Genomic DNA, 17354 nt, shown 5'->3' with positions numbered 1-17354 from the left:
TATCCTCATAAAGCGATAATTAAGCTATTTACTCTTTGCAATAAACCAGTAAACAGCGGGTTTTTAACTCTAACGTTACTTAAATAAAGACTTTTAAAACAAAGTCTTACTTTGGTTTTGGACCCTGTCGGCGTCCTCACAAATCTATCTATGGCCGGGGCAAATACTTTTCAAGCAAGTTTTTTGAAAAAAGTGTGAGTTTGTTTTTATCTTTTTGATATTTAATGGTTTTTATTTTTTGTTGTTTGCTATGGATCTTTGCTCAGGTCAGCCACCGTTTTACTGTCGGTGGTTCCCGGCTCAAGGCCGATGACGGAAATGAAGCCGAGATGATGGAGGCGAGGTCGGCGTGACGGAAGAGAGAGCGGGATGACGGATATGATGAGTAAAGTGAAGTGAAAATATGAATTTTCCAAAGGTTTAAGATTGAATACACTCCAATACCAGCAGATGGATGATGAAGCATGGGCACACTTTTAGTGTGCCCAGGATATCGAACTAGGTAAGCCCGCAAAGTGACACTGATACGGCCTAATGACGTAACGTGCCATTTGTGTTGTGGTTAAACCAGTTTGGCTTTGCCTGCCTTAACGGTATAACGTTTGCCAATATGCGATTGGTCATTCTTAAAGCCGACAAACGGCACATGGTGCCAGCTGGCGTTGAGCTCGTCCCGAGTGATGTCCAGGGTTACAAAACCGCGATTGGCGAGGTCGACATAGCGGATGTGAGGATTCTCTGGGATCAAAATTTTACCAACATCACCTACCAGCTGCTGCAAGCCCGGTACCGGAATAGATGGTGATGTCACCGAGGAAGTCACGATCTCTACTGCGATGGCTCCTTCATGAGTGAAGCGGTTGTATTCGTGCCAGTCATAAGGGTCTTTACAGATGTTGGCGGCCCAGGAAGAGTGTACGTCACCGGTTAAGAACACCACGTTATCTATCTGGTTTTGTTCGATAAAGTCTAACAGGCGATGACGTGCGGCCGGGTAACCGTCCCAGGCATCACCATTAATGGGTTTACCCAACATCTGAATTTGCATCATCTGCACCTGCTGGCCCAATAGCTTCCACTGCACGCCATTTTGCTTAGCTTCAAACAGGTTATCGTATAACCATTGTTCCTGTGCATAGCCCAGCAAAGTCCGTGATTCATCCAGACGAGCCGGATCTTTGATCTCTACTTGTTGATCACGGCCGATCAGACGGGTGTCGAGCATATTCAGATCCAGCAAAGAGCCAAACTGGAAGCGGCGATAAGATCGTTCCCGGTTGTTATCGCCGGGTTCACGGATCGGCATCCACTCATAATAGGCTTTAATGGCGGCTGCTTTACGGGTTTGCCAATCACCCTCACCGTCATTGTGGTTCTCTGCTCCACCCGACCAGGTATCGTTGGTGAATTCGTGGTCATCCCAGATACAGATCATTGGATGGGTCTGATGCAGGGTTTGTAAGTCTTCATCGGTTTTATAGCAGGCATGGCGAACCCGATAGTCATCTAGCGTGACCATTTCGTGAGCTGGTTGTACTTTACGGTTCCACAAAAACGGGTTGCGGTACACATCTTTATTGCCGTATTCGTAGAGGTAATCACCAAGGTGCAGCACCGCATCCAGGTCTTCAATTTCGGCGATACGTGCATACACGTTAAAGTAACCATAGCTGAAGTGCGAGCAGGATGTCATGGCCAGTTTTACCTGGCTAACATCGTAGGCTGGCAGCGTTTTAGTCCGGCCTGTTGGCGAGATAACTGGCTCATCCAATTCATCGATGATAAAGCGATAAAAATAGCGAGTATCAGGTGCCAGCCCGGTTGCATCGACCTTAACGGTAAAGTCGCGCTGTTTATCGGTGATTTCATAGCCCTCAGCAATCAGGTGAGAAAACTGCGGATCTGCACTAACCTGCCAGAGTACTTTGACACTGAGTGTATTCATATCCACCCGCTCCTGCACTTCAGGTGGAATGGTAATGCGGGTCCATAAGATCACTCGATCATCCAATGGGTCGCCACTGGCAACGCCATGGCTGAACGGGCTCTGAGAAAAAGTACAGCCACTCAGTCCTAAGGTAAGGGGAACAGTTGACAGCATTAGGCTGGTTTTAAAGAAATCGCGACGGGATAGGCTCATAAGTAAATACTCTAATTATCATTTTTGGGCCGTATTTAAACGTGTTCATGTTAATTTTATATAACAAAAATATTACATTTAACCAGTGAGGTGGCCAATCTGACATCTTTGATTTAAAACTGGCGCGATAATGGCTATAACTAAAAGATACAGGTCAGAGAATAAGCAGGTGAGAGTGATTGGTATCAGGTTGTATCTCAGAATGTGGTGTTTTTTTATTGCCGGTGCTTTTTTTTATGGGTCACAAGTCAGTGCACAGCAACTGTGTACCAGCGAAGTTAAAATTGGCGTCGTCGCTGACTGGCCGCCGCTGACAGCGGTCGATGAGCGTGGGGCGTACGGGTTGGATGTGGAAATAGCCCGCAAGGTGTTCGCACAGCTGAACATGTGCCCTCGATTTTTGCGCTTGCCTACCTCTGCCCGAAGTTTAGATCAGCTGGGTAAGGGGACGGTCGATGTTTTATTGATGGTCAGTTACGTACAGGAACGTGCCGAGTTAGGGGTGTTTTCAGCCCCCTATCGCTGGGAAAAAATGCGACTTTTTTCATTGCGTCAGCCCCGTATGGCCATTGATTTAAAAGCTTTGTTGCGGTTGGGCTATCGTATCGGCCTGAGCATAGGTTCTTATTATGGTGATGAGCTCAAAAATCTTGCCGAAAACCCCAATTTTGGCCATTTGTTGGTGGGGATTTCTGGCAGCCCTCAGCGTATTGAAATGTTGGCAAAAAAGCGGGTCGATTTTATCATCGAAGACGAGATACTCGGGCGTTTCATGGCGCGTAAGCTGGGCATTAAAAACTTTTATATTTGGGACTATCCGGTCCACAACAACCAGGTGCATTTTTTATTGCGCAAAGGGTTGTTCGATGCAGCACAATTGGCGCGTTTTAATGGCGCAATAGAGCGCCTTCGGCCAGATATAGATGAGCTGGTTGAGCGCTATACCCATCACAGCGTACCACGCTGAGTAGTGTGAAATGAGGGGTAATATCAACACCGCCTTATTGTGGTCTACACTAAGGAAGCTAATGGAGCCGCAAACAAGGAATAACCATGCGCAAATATATGCTTCCTCTCGTCGTTTTACTCTCTGGTTGCACGGGCACTGCCGACAGTGCAGCACACGATCCACTCGTTCATGCCGCTTATACTATGCTGGCCCCCGCACAGGATGGGGGTGTGCAAGTTTATGCCAGAGCCATTGTCGACGGCGCACATATTAATGATCAGCAATGTCCGCAGCTAATACACGCGGGTGAGCAGGCGATAAAAACCCGGGCCAGACGATTAAATCCGGATCCCGTTCATTTTCCAGTCACAGTTTGTGAAGCCGTGATCCGTCCAGAGACTCAGTATCGTCTTTCTTATGGCGGAATTGAACTGGCTCCCGTCAACCTGGCACCCGAGCAAATTCAGGTATTTGGGGACTCCGGATGTAAGAGTTCAGTATGTGAAGGAGCAAGTGCTGCGCAACCTTTTGCTCAGCTGGCGGATCTGGGTGCCAGGCAAAGCAAACAGTTGATCTTACATATGGGGGATTTCAACTACCGCGGTACGTCGGGCAGCATCAGTAAAGATATTTACGCGTACGATGCGGGAGATGGTGGTTACGGTGGTCCGTCATGTGGTCTAACAGAAACGTATTACTCGCAAAATGCCAGCGGCAGTCCAAAACCCGATACCTGGCAGAGTTGGCAGGCTGATTTGTTTGCACCGGCTAAGTCTTTGCTGGCCAGTGCACCTTGGGTATTTGCCCGCGGTAATCATGAACTGTGTAGCCGTGCAGGTCCCGGCTGGTTTTATTTCCTGGGACCTGGCTCTGACTTACCGGGGGGTGTTGCACAGCAGTCATGCCCTTATCAGGGTGAATTCAGCCAGCCACCCAGCGAAGCAAGCGACCATATTGTGATGCTAGACCCCTATTTGCTTGAACTGGAGTCGCTGGCATTGTGGGTGATGGATTCTGCCAATGCTTGCGATTCACGCTCGCCACAAACACTCACGCGCCAGTATCGTGACCAGTATTCTCAATTGCAGCGGCTGGCTTCTCGGGTAAAAACCCCGTTATGGATGATGACGCATAGACCTATTTGGGGACAAAGCGGACCGGTTGGCACTCCTTCAATCACAGATATGCTGCAAACGGCGCTGAAGACGACTGTATCGCAGCAGCTACCGTCTGAGGTCAGCTTGTCTCTATCTGGTCATATGCATATTTACCAGTCGCTGGTTTTTGGTAAGGGCAGTGATCGTCCACCTCAATTGGTGGTCGGCAACAGTGGTGTTAGTCTGAGTTCAACCGGTGCAAACAGCGGGTTCAGTACTCAAATTGATGGTAAGCGCGCGCAGGGGAATACTCAGGGAGAGTTTGGTTACATCTCCATTAAGCTGGAAGAGGACGATCAATGGCAGGGGCAGTTTTATAACACTCAGGGCCAGGTATTCCTCGACTGTGGCAGTAAGCTGGCACAACAAGGTAAAGCTCTGTGCCAGATTGTACGGTGAGTGCACTGGTTGCCACTTGATGATTCGGTGGCGATAACCTGGCTAACATATGCCTACCTTCTTCTCTAAACGCGCTGCAGAGTAAGTGTCAAGGTGTAACTGATTGGTGTGCTATTTAGTGACTGGGGCAAAGTGTTAGTTGTTGGGGGTTACTGAGAAAACTTCACCCACAGCCAGGTATCGTCGCCGTTAAAATGCAGAGTCTGAACAGCGTGCTGAGTTTTGAAGTTGACCATATTGACCTGGGTTGGCCAGATATCTCTGAGTGCATCATGACGCATCTGTAAGCGGCTCAATTTAGCTGGCATAGGGGCGCGCTGGATAACCCAGAAAAATTGCCCGTCAATACTGCCATTGTATAGCGTCAAGGGAATGGCTTGGCCAGCTTCATCCTTTAATTCCACTGTGTCATGCACATATTCTGCAAAGCGGGCTCTGTCCGATTGGTTTTGAAACAGGTCGGCGTCTTCACCAAACAAATCTTCCACCGCATGCTCGGTATCGTGCAGGTAAAACCGGTGCATTAATTCGATCTGCTCGTTACCCGAGTCAACCAGTACAGTCGTCATTGCAGCCTTTATTTGGTGCGCTGTTGCTGTGTTTGCCCAAATTAATGCCAGTGCGGCAATCAGCCGATCCCTCATGTGGTACCCCTTGGTTGTGTTCGGGTCTTATCATACCGCGAATTGAGCGGAATTATTGTTATTTTACTGCTGAGCTTGTTATCTGGATTGAAATAATCGGTGTGCAGTGCGAACGTTTTGCTTTTGAGTGATTTGCATATATGGTCATTTTGCCTCATTCGTCTATATTGTCACGAAACGTAACTCACCCCGTGTTTTGGGCGTGATAAAATGAGTATAGTGATGATGTCAAAATAACAATAAATTTTCGTGCCAAGTTCCCATTTTGCAAATTTATTGTCTCTATTTTACAAATAAATTAAAAAAGCCAAATTCAATGGTTGAAATCGGAACTAAATTCCCAGTAAAATCGCGGACTTTTCAATCGGCGAGTAAAACTGGCGTTGGTTTTGCTCTGTACAAAGTACCCGTTTAGCAAAAAATGTGGTGAGCAGTATGGATTTCTACATACTAAAAAAACAAGAGAAACTCGTTGCCATACCGGCGGACGAACAGAACTGTAAAGAGTATCTGGATAACGGCTACTTTTATGTTGATAAAGTGGCTGCGTGTAACGAGAAATCGGCACTGAAACGTCTGAATGGCAGACAGAACCGTTATCTTCGCGCGCTGTGGTTACTTGTGATCCCTGTGATGATTTTCGCCTGGCGTCAACTCAGCCATTAACCTATTCAGCTAAGCAGTGTATATTAACCGGCATTAAGGTTAAGGAACGCTGCATGAAGGTTTTACACACATCCGACTGGCATCTGGGTCAACAGTTTTACGAGCACAGCCGTCATGCTGAACATCAGCATTTTCTGGACTGGCTGTGCGATACACTCACTTCTCATCAAATTAATGTACTGATTGTCAGTGGCGACATTTATCACAGTGCTACGCCTTCGGCGGTGGCTGAGCAGCAGCTGTATGCCTTTATCAGGCGTGCAAAAGCCGATAATCCAGACTTACACATTGTGATCACCGCGGGTAATCATGATTCAGCGAATCGAATAGAAACGGCTAAACCACTGCTGAGTCAATTCGACACCCATGTTGTCGGCCGGTTTGATAAGCATAATCCCCAGGATGTGGTAAAAACCCTCAATACTGACCTTGGCACTTTGCAGGTTGTGGCCATGCCGTTTTTACGCAGCGCCGATCTGGATACGCAAGCCGATGATCCTTTGGCCTATCAACGTGGCGTTGAACGCGCATACCAGGCCGCTTACCAGGGGGTAGATGCACAACTCCCGGTGCTGGCTATGGGTCATTTACATGCCAAAGGTGGCAGTATTTCCGGCGATTCAGAGCGCAATATCACCATTGGCGGGTTTGATGCCATTACTGCGGATGTATTTGGGGAACGTCCCGATTATGTTGCACTTGGACACTTACATAAAGCGCAAAAAGTCGCTGGCAGTGAGGCTATTCGCTATTGCGGTACACCCCTGCCGATGTCGTTTTCTGAGCGTAATTATCGTCATCAGGTACTGTTGGTCGAGTTTTCTGATAACAAGCTTCGCAGTGTAAAGCCCCTTGACGTGCCGCGCCTTAAACCGGTGATTTTACTGCCCGAGCGCGGTGGGGCGACGTTGGATGAGCTCATTGCTTTGCTCAACGAACTCGACTTATCGCAATACCAGAGCCAGGGCGCAGCAACGCCCTACCTGAGGCTGCGGCTCAATGCCAGTGACACCGATAGTCAGTTTCGCACTAAGATTGAACAGGCACTGGCGGATAAACAAGTGCACTTCTGTGGCATTGAGCGTGTGAGTAATACGCAACAGAGCGCAGACATGCCGCATTTTGAAGACCTGGGGCAGGTTGAGAAACTGGAACCCGTGAGTTTATTAGAGCTGGCGTATCGGGCACAGATAGACAGTGAACAAGCCGTGCCGCAAGCTTTGCAAGATTGCCTGATGCAGGTACTGGCCAGTGTACAGGAGCAGGAAGCATGAAACTACTAGGGATCCAGGTGCAAAACCTGGCGTCACTGGCGGATGCCGACATTGATTTTACCCAGCCACCGTTAAAAGACACCGGCCTGTTTGCCATCACCGGCGATACTGGCGCGGGTAAAAGCACCTTGCTGGATGCAATATGTCTGGCATTATACGGTAAAACCGCCCGACTCAAGGCCGATGCAAAAAACAAAGTGATGCTCAACGGCGACGAGCTGAAACTCAATGATCCCCGTAACCTGCTGCGCCGTGGTTGTGTCAACGCCCGCGCCGAAGTGACTTTTTGTGGCCAGGATGGCGATTATTACCGTGCCAGCTGGCGTGTCGGTCGTGCCCGGAATAAGCTGGATGGTCGTATTAAAGAAGCTGAGCATCAGGTGGTGCGCCTTGCTGATGATACGGTACTGGCAACCAAAACCACCGAGGCCAAGCAGCTCCTGGAGCAGTTGTTGGGTCTGAACTTTGAACAGTTTTCTCGTGCAGTGTTACTGGCCCAGCACGAATTTGCTGCGTTTTTGAAGGCCAACAGTGATGAGCGGGCGCAATTACTTGAAACGCTTACCGGTACGGCTAAGTTCAGCGTGATAGGTAAAGCCATATTTGAACATCACAAAGCAAAGCAAGATGCGCTGGAACAACGTAAGCAATCACTTAAGCATGTGACTTTACTTAGCGATGAAGCGCTGGCCGAAAATCAGCAAACCGCAGCGGATTTGACGGCTGCCATTGCCACGGCTCGTGATGAAGAAAAGCATCTGGAGCAAGGCATTCAATGGCATCAGGCTTGTGACAAGCTGGCCGAGCAATGTCATCAGGCTGAGCAGGAACAGGCTGATTGCCAGCAGCGACTGACTATGCAAGCCCATGACTTTGACAAAGCGAGGCGCGCCAAAGCTGTCGAGGTGATCGCAGATAACCGGGCTCAGGCTCGGGATATGACTGCCCAGCTTAAGCAATTAGAGCTTGATATCAGCCAGTTGCAACAGCAGGATTACGCGCCGCAGATCCGGATTGCACAAGATCAACTACAAGCCGCTCAGACACGACTCAGTGAGGCAAAAAAGCAGTTGCAGCTCAGTACCCCTGCCCTGCAATCATTGCGTGATCTGGACCAGCAGCGCGAAGCCAACAAACAGCTTTTGGCACAAAATAGTGCAGAACATAACGAGCAACTTGGGCAGCATGAAGCATTGCAACAGCGCAGTGAAACGCTGGGGGCTCAGCTACAAAAGAATAGTCAGCAGGTTGCCCAATTGCAGCAAGACTGCCAGACAGATCCGGATCTGACGCGTGTGAGTGAGCAGTGGTCACAGATCAGCGGTGCATTAAAACACTGGCAGGCATGTCAGGCACAGCTTGGTAAACTGGCGGATGAGCAACAACACACACAAGCCTGTGCAGACAAAGACACACAAACGCAACAGGCGCTGCAACCCAGACTGACAGAATTACATCAACAATTAGCCGATATTCAGCAAAACCTGAGCACGACTCAGTCGCAGCTGAGTGAGCTGGATTATGAGACATTACAATTTCAGCGTACCCAGTTAATTCAGGCGCAGCAAAACCAGTCACAGCATGCCCAGCTGAAACAGGAGCAGGGCGAGCACCGTCTGCACATTGATCGTCTGCGGCATCAACATCACAGCCTGCAACAGCAACTTAAAGACACTGAGCAGCAAGATGAACTGACCAGACAGCGGGTGTTGCTGACTCAGGAAAATTTGCAGCAAGTCCGCTTTCGGGCCAGTGACAGTGTTAGCAAACTGAGAACTCAGCTGGTTGCGGGCCAGGAATGCATGGTGTGTGGCTCGACGGAGCACCCTTATGGTGTGGATCACATCGACAGTCACTGGCAAACTCTGATTGCTGATTTTGAATCGCAATATCAGGCTGCTGAACAAGCCCGCGCGCAGACGCAGCAACGTTACCATGACCTGGTTGGCCAGGCTGAACAGTGCAATGGTCAGCTACAGGCAGCACTGCAACATGAAGCACAGCTCAACAGCAAGCTTGCGCAAATTGCCGAATTACTGGCGCAGTTGCCTGCTGAGTTGCGCGATACCGCGGATCCTCAGGCGTTGCTGGCTCAGTTGGATCACAAGCTGCAAACCTACAGCCAGCTAAGTAAAACACAGCAACAGCTTTGGCAGCAACAGCAGACAGCTCAGCGCGACATACAGCAACTGGAACAACAAAACCAACAGTTACAAAGTCAGCTCGAACGTGCCGCACAGGCAATGGCTTATGCCCAAACCCGGCAAACAGAGCTTGCGACAGAGCAGCAAGAAACCCTGTCGCAGGTCCGGCAGTTATATTCAACCTCTGCATGGTGGCAGGTGTTTGAGCAATCACCGGATCAAGCTATCACTCAATTGGGCGAGCAAGTGCATGTCAGGCAGCAGCAACTGCAACAGCTCAGTGAATTACAGCAAAAGATTGATGAAGGTGAACAGCAGGCTAAACTGCTGCGCCAGCAAAGTCAGGATAAACAGGCACAGCTTAATAAAACGGCGCAAGCCCGCCACGCTCTGGCTGAAAAAGGGGAAGTACTGACCAGTGAACGAACAGCGATCCAGCCACTTGAGATTAGCGCAGACAATTGGCATCAGTCTTTACTGGATGAACAACAGCACGCTGAAAGTAACCAGGCTCAGGCAACGCAGCGTGTTGCAGATCTGCGTCAGGCGCAGGAGTCACAGGCACTGACGCTGGCTCATAAGCAGCAATCGCAACAACAACTAGAAGAATCGCTGGCAAAAGTTCAGATCCGTTACCAGAGTTGGCTGGCGGAACTGCAAACTCAGTTCGACACGCTCACAGAAGCGGATGTTGAGGCGCTGTTACAATGGGATAAGTTGCAGTGGCAAGCCTTGTTGGCCGAATATGAGGCTGTGAGCAAAGCATTACACAGTGCGCAGAACAAGCACGCTCACTTGCAAGAAGAGCTGGCATCTTTGCGCGCTAAGCCTGTGACCGAGCAAGCCAAGGCACAGCTTAGTGAGCGACTGGTTCAGTTGCAACAAGTGCGTGATGCCAATCAGGCGCAGTTGATCAGTGTAAATGCAGTACTGAAACAGCATGAAGACAACCAGGCTTATCTGGCCGAGCAATATGAGGCACTTCAGGCACAGCAGGCCGAATACGAACTCTGGCATCTGTTAAATCGCTTGTTGGGTGATGCCACGGGTAAAACCATGCGTAATCTGGCTCAAACACAAACGCTCAGGATCTTGTTGCAATATGCCAATCATCACCTCGCCAGTCTGAGTCACCGTTACCGATTAACCGTCATCGGTCAGTCGCTGGAGATCGCTATTATTGACCGTGATATGGCCGATGAACAGCGCAGTGTAAACACTTTGTCCGGTGGTGAGTCCTTCCTGGTTTCCCTGGCGCTGGCATTGGGTCTGGCGTCTCTGTCTTCAAATCAGGTGCAAATCAATTCGCTGTTTATCGACGAAGGGTTCGGCACTTTGGATCCACAAACGCTCAGCGTGGCACTGGACGCGCTCGATGCATTGCAGTCACAAGGGCGCAAAGTGGGCGTGATTTCTCATGTGGCCGAAATGACGGAGCGAGTCGCTACACAAATTAAAGTACAGAAACAGGCTGGCGGGTATTCGTCGGTCACCATCAGTGAACGATAAGGACATACCATGCCCAGTTTTACACAGGATGAAGCAACCCATTACGACAGCCGTATTGAGCGCCTGGTGCCCGGTTATCAGCTGCTTCATGAATTGGTGCAGGCACAATTACAGACTGTGCTCCCTCAGGAAGCGCAAATTTTGATCGTGGGAGCTGGTACGGGCAAAGAAGTATTACAGCTGGCCCATAGCAATCCACACTGGACTTTCATCGTACAAGATGTCTCTGACGACATGTTGGCCATCGCAGATCAAAATTTTACTAACTCCGGGCTCTCGGAGCGCGTGACCATACATTCGGGACCATTGGAGCCCGGACAGTATCAGGCTGATGTTGCACTGTGTCTGCTGGTGATGCATTTTGTGCCGGATAATGGCGCTAAGCTGGCACTATTGGCGTCAATTCATAGCAATCTCAAACCTGGTGAACAGCTGCTACTGGCAGACTTGATGAAGCCCGAAACCCAGTTTGAGCGCGAGTCTCAGCTTAAGCATTGCCGCGCTATGGGGCTGACTGCGGTTGGTGAAGAACGTATGCGCTACAATCTGGAGCACGAATTTTACCCACTCGACCGGATCCGGCTGGCAGAGCTGTTGGATGAAAGTGGCTTTTCGTCCGCGCACATGTTCTTTAAAGCCCTTGGATTCAGTGGCTTAACTTGCGTCAGGCAATAAGTCAGGCATGGCCTGTATTGAGCAACTCAACTAATTTTGAGATCTTAATATTACTAAGCTGGCGATAATCCAAATACGGGCAGATCAGCAACTTATTGACGGGATCAATGGCAAACTCCTCATCCAGCCAGTGCAAAGAGTTAGTAAAAATATGATCCCGGAGCAATGTCTTTGCATAGGTGCGGCCCGCTATGATGTGCCAGTCATAGCGATTTGCTGCCAGATCTGGCGCAGAAAACAGCAAAGCCTCCTGACATCCCTGCTGTAACAGTCGCTTATCCCGGTATTTTTGCCAGCTTGAGTAATGTTCTGGCTGGTTAGTAAAATCGTGATCTGGGTGACTGAGTTCTGCTATAAATTTGGCATACACATTAAACACCTTGCGCCAACCATTACCACATTGCTGGTTGATGTAATCAATTTCTCCAGTCTGTAAGGCTATGACTTTATTTAACTTTTGAAATTCTGAAAGTTTTGGTGGGTGCTCGACATAAATGGCCAGCAAACCTTGCTCTGCGCCAAATCCGTAAGTTGGTAAATTCATGATCTCTAAAAAAGGTGTATGCAAATGCTAAACGCATTATACCTGTTTTTGTTATTCAATCCTGTGTAAACCCCCTTTACATCAAGGGATAGCAATAATTTATTCCTTGTGTCTTTTGATTGACTTATAAATGACTGAAAACCTTAATATTTAAGCAATGTATCTGTAACCGGTTCACTCCAACCTATTGTGCGCTTTATAACAATAACTGTAGCAATCGTAGCAACTAACTCGGAGTAACTAATGAAGCGCATAGCATATTCGTTGATCGCCGCTGCCGTCACAGTGGCATTGACCGCCTGTGATGGTGATGATGGTAAACAAGGCCCTCAGGGCGAGCAAGGTGTTCAGGGTGAGCAAGGTGTTCAGGGAGAGCAAGGCACTAACGGTACTAATGGCACGAACGGCACTGATGGTGTTGCAGGCAAAGATGGTCAAAACGGTGGTTCAGGCCTAATCCGTATCGCCACTGTGCCAGCAGGTGCTGAAGTCACAGGTTTGTTCCTGACTGAGCAAGGTGATTTGTTCTTCAATGTTCAGCACCCAAGCGATGCGAATACATTGGAAGATGGAAACGAACGCCCTTACAACGGTGGTACTGTGGGTGTATTAACGGGTGTTAATTTCAACGAGTTACCACGTAATATTGTGAGCTCACCTGTTCCAGCGACAGAGTTTGAGATGCAAACGGTTGTGACTGCGATTGGTCAATATCAGATCCTGGGTCAGACCGGTGATGTGTATGCCGACCTGGGCGAAAAAGGCTTGGCCGGTGGCTTAGGTGTGCACTACGGTATCACTTCTGGTGACAAGATCATTGAAAATGATAACCCGGACTTCAATGGTTTTATTCCAAGTGCTGACGAAGAAAATACAGGTTACCTGTTTACTAACTGGGAATCATACCCAGGTGGCATGAGCCGTCTTAAAATGAGCAAGAGCGACGCAGGTACATGGAACATTGAAGAAGCCATGATGCTCGACTTTGATGGAGTCAAAGGCACCGCGGCAAACTGTTTTGGCTCAGTATCTCCATGGGGCACACCGCTAACGTCTGAAGAGTGGATTGTAAGATCTGACGTCGACACTACTCAACATGCTGAGTGGAATGACCCGGCCTTCACGCGTATAGACAGAATGAAAGAGTTGGTTACGCCTGAATTCCCTAACCCTTACCGCTACGGTTATATTGCTGAAGTGCAAAATCCGCTTTCTGATACACCAGATGTTGTGAAGCATTTCACCATTGGTCGTTACGAGCATGAAAACTCCTTAGTTATGCCTGATGAACGCACAGTGTACTCTTCTCAGGATGATACCGGCGGTGTACTGTTTAAGTTCGTTGCAGATCAACCTAAAGACCTGAGCTCAGGTACGCTTTATGGTGCGAAGTTGACTCAGGACAAGGGCCTGAACGATCCGGCTGTGACTGGTTTTGATGTTGAGTGGGTTGAAATTGCATCTGGCACCAATGCCGAAATTGAAGCCTGGATTGCTGAGTACGATGAGATCGACACTGAAGACTTCGTTGAAGGCCAGACAAGCTATCTTTCTGTGGCTGACGTAAAAGCATGGGCAGATGGTGCAGAAACTTACCCAACACTGGCGCAAGGTGGTGGTCTGGTTACGGCGGGCAAGCCAATGGATAACCGTTCAGCATTCCTGGAGTCTCGTCAGGCGGCAAGACAATTAGGCGCAACGGCAGAATGGCGTAAGCTGGAAGGGATCAGCATCAACTACGATCGCGTAGTAGAAGCCGTAACTGGTCAGGACATGGTTCCAGGCGAAGTGGTTGAGCAGGCATACATGTATATCGGCGTTGCAGACATTGATAACACGATGACTGATCCGGAAGGTGATATTCAACTGTCTGCGCGTGTTAAAGATTGTGGTGGTGTTTACCGTGCCCACATCGATAACAACTACAACCTGACTCGTATTGAGCCTGTTGTTATGGGTGGTACGCACCGCTCTAGCCTGACTGGTGCACAAGAGTGTGATGTCAATCAGCTATCTCAGCCTGATAACGTGATTGTTATGCAGGACGGCCGCATCATCATTGGTGAAGACGGTATCCAGGAAAACAACACCCTGTGGTTGTACGATCCTAACTCTAAGTAATTGTAAGACTCGCGGTGCCCGTTCGTGGCACCGCATTTTTTTATCCAAAAATGGGCGTCATAAAAATGAAATACCAAGTAATCGGCCTGGCGGTACTCACTGGCCTGGCATTGACCGGCTGCGAAGAATCACAACATCATACTCAAGCTGCCGAACTGATAGCCTCGCAGTCAGCGCATAAAGCTGCACCGTACAAACCGGGTGATGATATTCCGGCAACCGCTTACATGGAACACGATGAGGTCTATAACCCCGAGTCGGTGATCCCACCTCAGTGTTACACTAAAACCGATGGTGTAAATAATCCGTGTTATGCCTGCCATCAGTCTTATCAGCAAGAGCCAGAAAGACCCAACGCGATGCGCGATGGGCATTTGCAGGGCGTGTATGAATTCTCTGACTTGGGCCTGAAAAACCACTGGAAAAACCTCTTTGTTGACCGGACAGATTTGATCGCAGGTGTGCCAGATAAAGAGATCATGGCGTGGATCAATCAGGATAATTACACCCCGTTTATCGAAAAGCTGAAACAAGACAAGCAATGGCGCGGTGAAATAACTCCGCTGGAAAATCTGGCCTATCCGGAAAAAGCCTTTGATGAGATGGGCTTTGCCAGAGATGGCAGCGGCTGGGTGGCGTTTAACTACAAGCCCTTCCCGTCGACGTTTTGGCCCACCAACGGCTCCACGGGTGATGTGATGATCCGTTTGCCCGAAGCGTTTCGCTCAAAAGGCGGCGTGTATAATCAGGATGTGTACCTGGCAAACCTGAGTCTGGTTGAACTGGCATTAAAAGGCTTAGATAAGATCTCAACACCATTAATCTCAGAACAACGCATTGGACAGGATTTAAATGGCGATAATCAGCTTACCAAAATCAGCGAGATAACTAGGCAATCACATTATGTGGGTGATGCCACAGATGCACTGGCGCATATGCTGTACCCCCAGGAAACTGAGTTCCTGCATACCGTACGTTACATTGGTGTAGACGAAAATGGTGGTATTTACAACGCGCCGCGCATGAAAGAAGTACGCTACATGAAAAAGCACAGGTTTAAGACTCGCCAGTCACTGAATTCTTCATATCACCGTGAAGAAAAAGAGAAAGAATTCGAAAATCTGCCGCAAACCCTGTATCTGGGCGATCAGGGTATCAACAACACCTTTGGCTGGACCATCAATGGTTATATTGAGGACAAACAAGGTAACCTGAGACCACAGCATAAGCAGGAGCTGGCATTTTGTAACGGTTGTCACAAAACCATCGGCTCAACCTATGATCAGACCTTCTCGTTTGCCCGCAAAGTAGAAGGCGCACGCGGCTGGGGCTATATCAACCTTAAAGAAATGAAAGATGTCCCCAACAAAGGCGAAACACTCGGCGAGTTCCTGACATACATGAACCGGGTCGGTGGTGGCGACGAATTCCGCCAGAACCGCGAAATGCTGCAAAAGTGGTTCAAAGCAGATGGCACGGTCGACAAAGAAAAAGTGGAGTCGGCAGATAACCTGTACGAGTTGATCACCCCGTCAAAAGAGCGCGCACTGGCACTGAATAAAGCATACAGAACCATAGTGGAAGAGCAAAGCTACCTGTTTGGTCGCGACGCAACGCTGGTAGAAGCAAGTAACGTACTGCAACAAGTAGACGACTCCCAGGCTCCGCTAAAAGCAGAAAACCAACACCAATGGGACATGCAGCTTGATTGGGCTAAGTGAGAACGACGATTGATAATCGTCGCAGCTCACTTAGCGCTTTTCATGGATGAAAAGCCGGAAGCCCCCTACAGGGACGTATTTCCACTCGTACGTTAAGCGACCGATGATTAAGAATCATCGCAGACTCGGCGTCCCCGCACTGCGAACGCTTTTCATGGATGTGTCGTGCAAAATCGTGCTTTAGCGCGGCCTTTGCGCAAGGTGAAATGAGCAGTTTTAGCTGGACTTACACTGTGCTCTAATCAGTATTTCCACTCGTACGTTAAGCGTCGCAGGTTCGGCGTCCCCGCTCACTTAGCGCTTTTCATGGATGTGTCGTGCAAAGTCGTGCTTTAGCGCGGCCTTTGCGCAAGGTGAAATGAGCAGTTTTAGCTGGACTTACACTGTGCGCTAATCAGTATTGCCACTCGTACCTTAATCATCGCAGACTCGGCGTCCCCGCTCAATTAGCGCTTTTCATGGATGTGTCGTGCAAAGCCGTGCTTTAGCGCGGCCTTTGCGCAAGGTGAAATGAGCAGTTTTAGCTGGGCTTGCACTGTGCGCTAATCAGTATTTCCACTCGTACGTTAAGCGACCGATGATTAATTATCATCGCAGACTCGGCGCCCCCCGCTCGTTGACCAGGTTATCAGGATTTGGTGGTCGATGTGAGTCCAGTTCCGATAGTTCAGTGCGGTCATTGAGCAAGGTAAAGTACGCTGCTTCCGCTGAATTTAGACTACTTTTTAAGGTCTGAGGGGCCGATTTATCATTAAGCCATTCCACGATGTGAGTCAGAACAAGTTCAGAGCAAACATGTTCACATTGTACCGATAAGGTTGTTACTATAGAGTTTTGAATAGCAATAACAAAAGTTATAAAAAACAATGCCCCTACAGGGTTTTACTATTTACTTAGCATATATTAAATAAGGATTATTATAATGAAAAAGCTCATTTTATCAGTTGCTTTAGCTCTGACTTCTTTAGGCGCACAGGCCAATACCTGTAGCAGTATAGGCTGTACAAGCGTCATTGAAACACTTTATACCAGTGAAAATGGCAACATCTACGTTGGATTCCGGCCGATGAAAAGCTGGCAAACTGCACGCCGCAAAGTGGTGTTTACTTTACCTTAAGACCTGAAGCAAAAAACAAAAACCAAATGTATTCAACTTTAATTTATGCGCTGGCAGCCAATAAGAAAGTGCAGGCGCGTATTCACGAAAGCTCCCAGGGTTGCTCCATCGCCTGGGTGAGTGTAGACACTCGTTGGTAGTCTGATAAGAAAGAAGCTAACTCACACTGTCAACGATCACCGAAAACTGATCCACTTTCAGCCTGAATTCGATCATTTAAAATTGATCCACTTGCTTACTCAGGTATTGCGCCTGCTCGGCGCTTGTCTTTCAATCTGTAGCTTTCTCCACTCA

Annotated in this window: 12 protein-coding genes; 9 read left to right on the top strand and 3 right to left on the bottom strand. The window is 48.7% G+C overall.

All coding sequences use genetic code 11. From position 1 onward, the window contains the following. Nucleotides 1-562 precede the first annotated feature (562 nt). Nucleotides 563-2140 carry an alkaline phosphatase D family protein gene (locus IY568_RS23890; protein ID WP_125560255.1) on the bottom strand — a complete coding sequence of 526 codons (1578 nt, stop codon included), beginning with the start codon at nucleotides 2138-2140 and terminating at the stop codon, nucleotides 563-565. A gap of 175 nt (nucleotides 2141-2315) precedes the next feature. On the opposite strand from IY568_RS23890, the gene IY568_RS23885 reads away from it, so the two are divergent. Both IY568_RS23885 and IY568_RS23880 read left to right on the top strand, forming a co-directional pair. Next, nucleotides 2316-3107, top strand: a complete 792-nt coding sequence (locus IY568_RS23885) for a substrate-binding periplasmic protein (RefSeq protein ID WP_194868907.1) — start codon at nucleotides 2316-2318, stop codon at nucleotides 3105-3107. 86 nt (nucleotides 3108-3193) lie between these two features. Continuing rightward, complete coding sequence (locus IY568_RS23880; RefSeq protein ID WP_194868906.1) at nucleotides 3194-4645, top strand: metallophosphoesterase; 1452 nt, start codon at nucleotides 3194-3196, stop codon at nucleotides 4643-4645. A 149-nt stretch (nucleotides 4646-4794) separates the two neighbouring features. Here IY568_RS23880 and IY568_RS23875 read toward each other — a convergent pair whose 3' ends face one another. After that, on the bottom strand, nucleotides 4795-5289 hold the full coding sequence (locus IY568_RS23875) for a DUF6702 family protein (protein WP_125560261.1): 495 nt from the start codon (nucleotides 5287-5289) through the stop codon (nucleotides 4795-4797). Nucleotides 5290-5724: 435 nt separating this feature from the next. Between IY568_RS23875 and IY568_RS23870 the strand changes: the two genes are divergently transcribed. Genes IY568_RS23870 through IY568_RS23855 form a run of 4 tightly spaced genes read left to right on the top strand, consistent with a single transcriptional unit; the run spans nucleotide 5725 to nucleotide 11557 of the window. Next, the gene (locus IY568_RS23870) at nucleotides 5725-5955 is read left to right on the top strand and encodes a hypothetical protein (RefSeq protein WP_010381399.1); all 231 of its coding nucleotides are present in this window, start codon (nucleotides 5725-5727) and stop codon (nucleotides 5953-5955) included. 53 nt (nucleotides 5956-6008) lie between these two features. Next, on the top strand, nucleotides 6009-7229 hold the full coding sequence (locus IY568_RS23865) for an exonuclease SbcCD subunit D C-terminal domain-containing protein (protein ID WP_194868905.1): 1221 nt from the start codon (nucleotides 6009-6011) through the stop codon (nucleotides 7227-7229). Continuing rightward, on the top strand, nucleotides 7226-10882 hold the full coding sequence (locus tag IY568_RS23860) for an AAA family ATPase (RefSeq protein ID WP_194868904.1): 3657 nt from the start codon (nucleotides 7226-7228) through the stop codon (nucleotides 10880-10882). The genes IY568_RS23865 and IY568_RS23860 overlap by 4 nt, the downstream gene beginning before the upstream one ends. 9 nt (nucleotides 10883-10891) lie before the next feature. Next, nucleotides 10892-11557, top strand: a complete 666-nt coding sequence (locus IY568_RS23855) for a class I SAM-dependent methyltransferase (RefSeq protein WP_194868903.1) — start codon at nucleotides 10892-10894, stop codon at nucleotides 11555-11557. Nucleotide 11558: 1 nt separating this feature from the next. Here the strand turns inward: IY568_RS23855 and IY568_RS23850 are convergent, their stop codons facing one another. After that, a complete protein-coding gene (locus tag IY568_RS23850; RefSeq protein ID WP_194868902.1) occupies nucleotides 11559-12101 on the bottom strand; it encodes a DUF6942 family protein in 543 nt (180 codons plus the stop codon). Nucleotides 12102-12344: 243 nt separating this feature from the next. On the opposite strand from IY568_RS23850, the gene IY568_RS23845 reads away from it, so the two are divergent. The 3 genes from IY568_RS23845 to IY568_RS23835 all read left to right on the top strand — a co-directional run bounded on the left by IY568_RS23845 (nucleotide 12345) and on the right by IY568_RS23835 (nucleotide 17060). Next, nucleotides 12345-14222, top strand: coding sequence for an alkaline phosphatase PhoX (locus IY568_RS23845; RefSeq protein WP_194868901.1), 1878 nt, complete (start codon nucleotides 12345-12347; stop codon nucleotides 14220-14222). Between the two features lie 65 nt (nucleotides 14223-14287). After that, complete coding sequence (locus IY568_RS23840; RefSeq protein ID WP_194868900.1) at nucleotides 14288-15943, top strand: hypothetical protein; 1656 nt, start codon at nucleotides 14288-14290, stop codon at nucleotides 15941-15943. Between the two features lie 922 nt (nucleotides 15944-16865). Next, nucleotides 16866-17060 carry a hypothetical protein gene (locus IY568_RS23835; protein WP_194868899.1) on the top strand — a complete coding sequence of 65 codons (195 nt, stop codon included), beginning with the start codon at nucleotides 16866-16868 and terminating at the stop codon, nucleotides 17058-17060. Nucleotides 17061-17354: the final 294 nt, after the last annotated feature.

Source organism: Pseudoalteromonas sp. PPB1, assembly GCF_015356275.1.
Classification (GTDB): Bacteria; Pseudomonadota; Gammaproteobacteria; order Enterobacterales; family Alteromonadaceae; genus Pseudoalteromonas; species Pseudoalteromonas rubra_D.
Note: the sequence above shows the minus strand (reverse complement) of the source record. Positions and strands in the feature narration are given on the sequence as shown.

Bases quoted from the DNA above. Each gene is read 5' to 3' on its own strand.
- IY568_RS23890 (WP_125560255.1), bottom strand. From the start codon at position 2,140: ATGAGCCTATCCCGTCGCGATTTCTTTAAAACCAGCCTAATGCTGTCA.
- IY568_RS23880 (WP_194868906.1), top strand. From the start codon at position 3,194: ATGCGCAAATATATGCTTCCTCTCGTCGTTTTACTCTCTGGTTGCACG.
- IY568_RS23875 (WP_125560261.1), bottom strand. From the start codon at position 5,289: ATGAGGGATCGGCTGATTGCCGCACTGGCATTAATTTGGGCAAACACA.
- IY568_RS23870 (WP_010381399.1), top strand. From the start codon at position 5,725: ATGGATTTCTACATACTAAAAAAACAAGAGAAACTCGTTGCCATACCG.
- IY568_RS23865 (WP_194868905.1), top strand. From the start codon at position 6,009: ATGAAGGTTTTACACACATCCGACTGGCATCTGGGTCAACAGTTTTAC.
- IY568_RS23860 (WP_194868904.1), top strand. From the start codon at position 7,226: ATGAAACTACTAGGGATCCAGGTGCAAAACCTGGCGTCACTGGCGGAT.
- IY568_RS23855 (WP_194868903.1), top strand. From the start codon at position 10,892: ATGCCCAGTTTTACACAGGATGAAGCAACCCATTACGACAGCCGTATT.
- IY568_RS23850 (WP_194868902.1), bottom strand. From the start codon at position 12,101: ATGAATTTACCAACTTACGGATTTGGCGCAGAGCAAGGTTTGCTGGCC.
- IY568_RS23845 (WP_194868901.1), top strand. From the start codon at position 12,345: ATGAAGCGCATAGCATATTCGTTGATCGCCGCTGCCGTCACAGTGGCA.
- IY568_RS23840 (WP_194868900.1), top strand. From the start codon at position 14,288: ATGAAATACCAAGTAATCGGCCTGGCGGTACTCACTGGCCTGGCATTG.
- IY568_RS23835 (WP_194868899.1), top strand. From the start codon at position 16,866: ATGAAAAAGCTCATTTTATCAGTTGCTTTAGCTCTGACTTCTTTAGGC.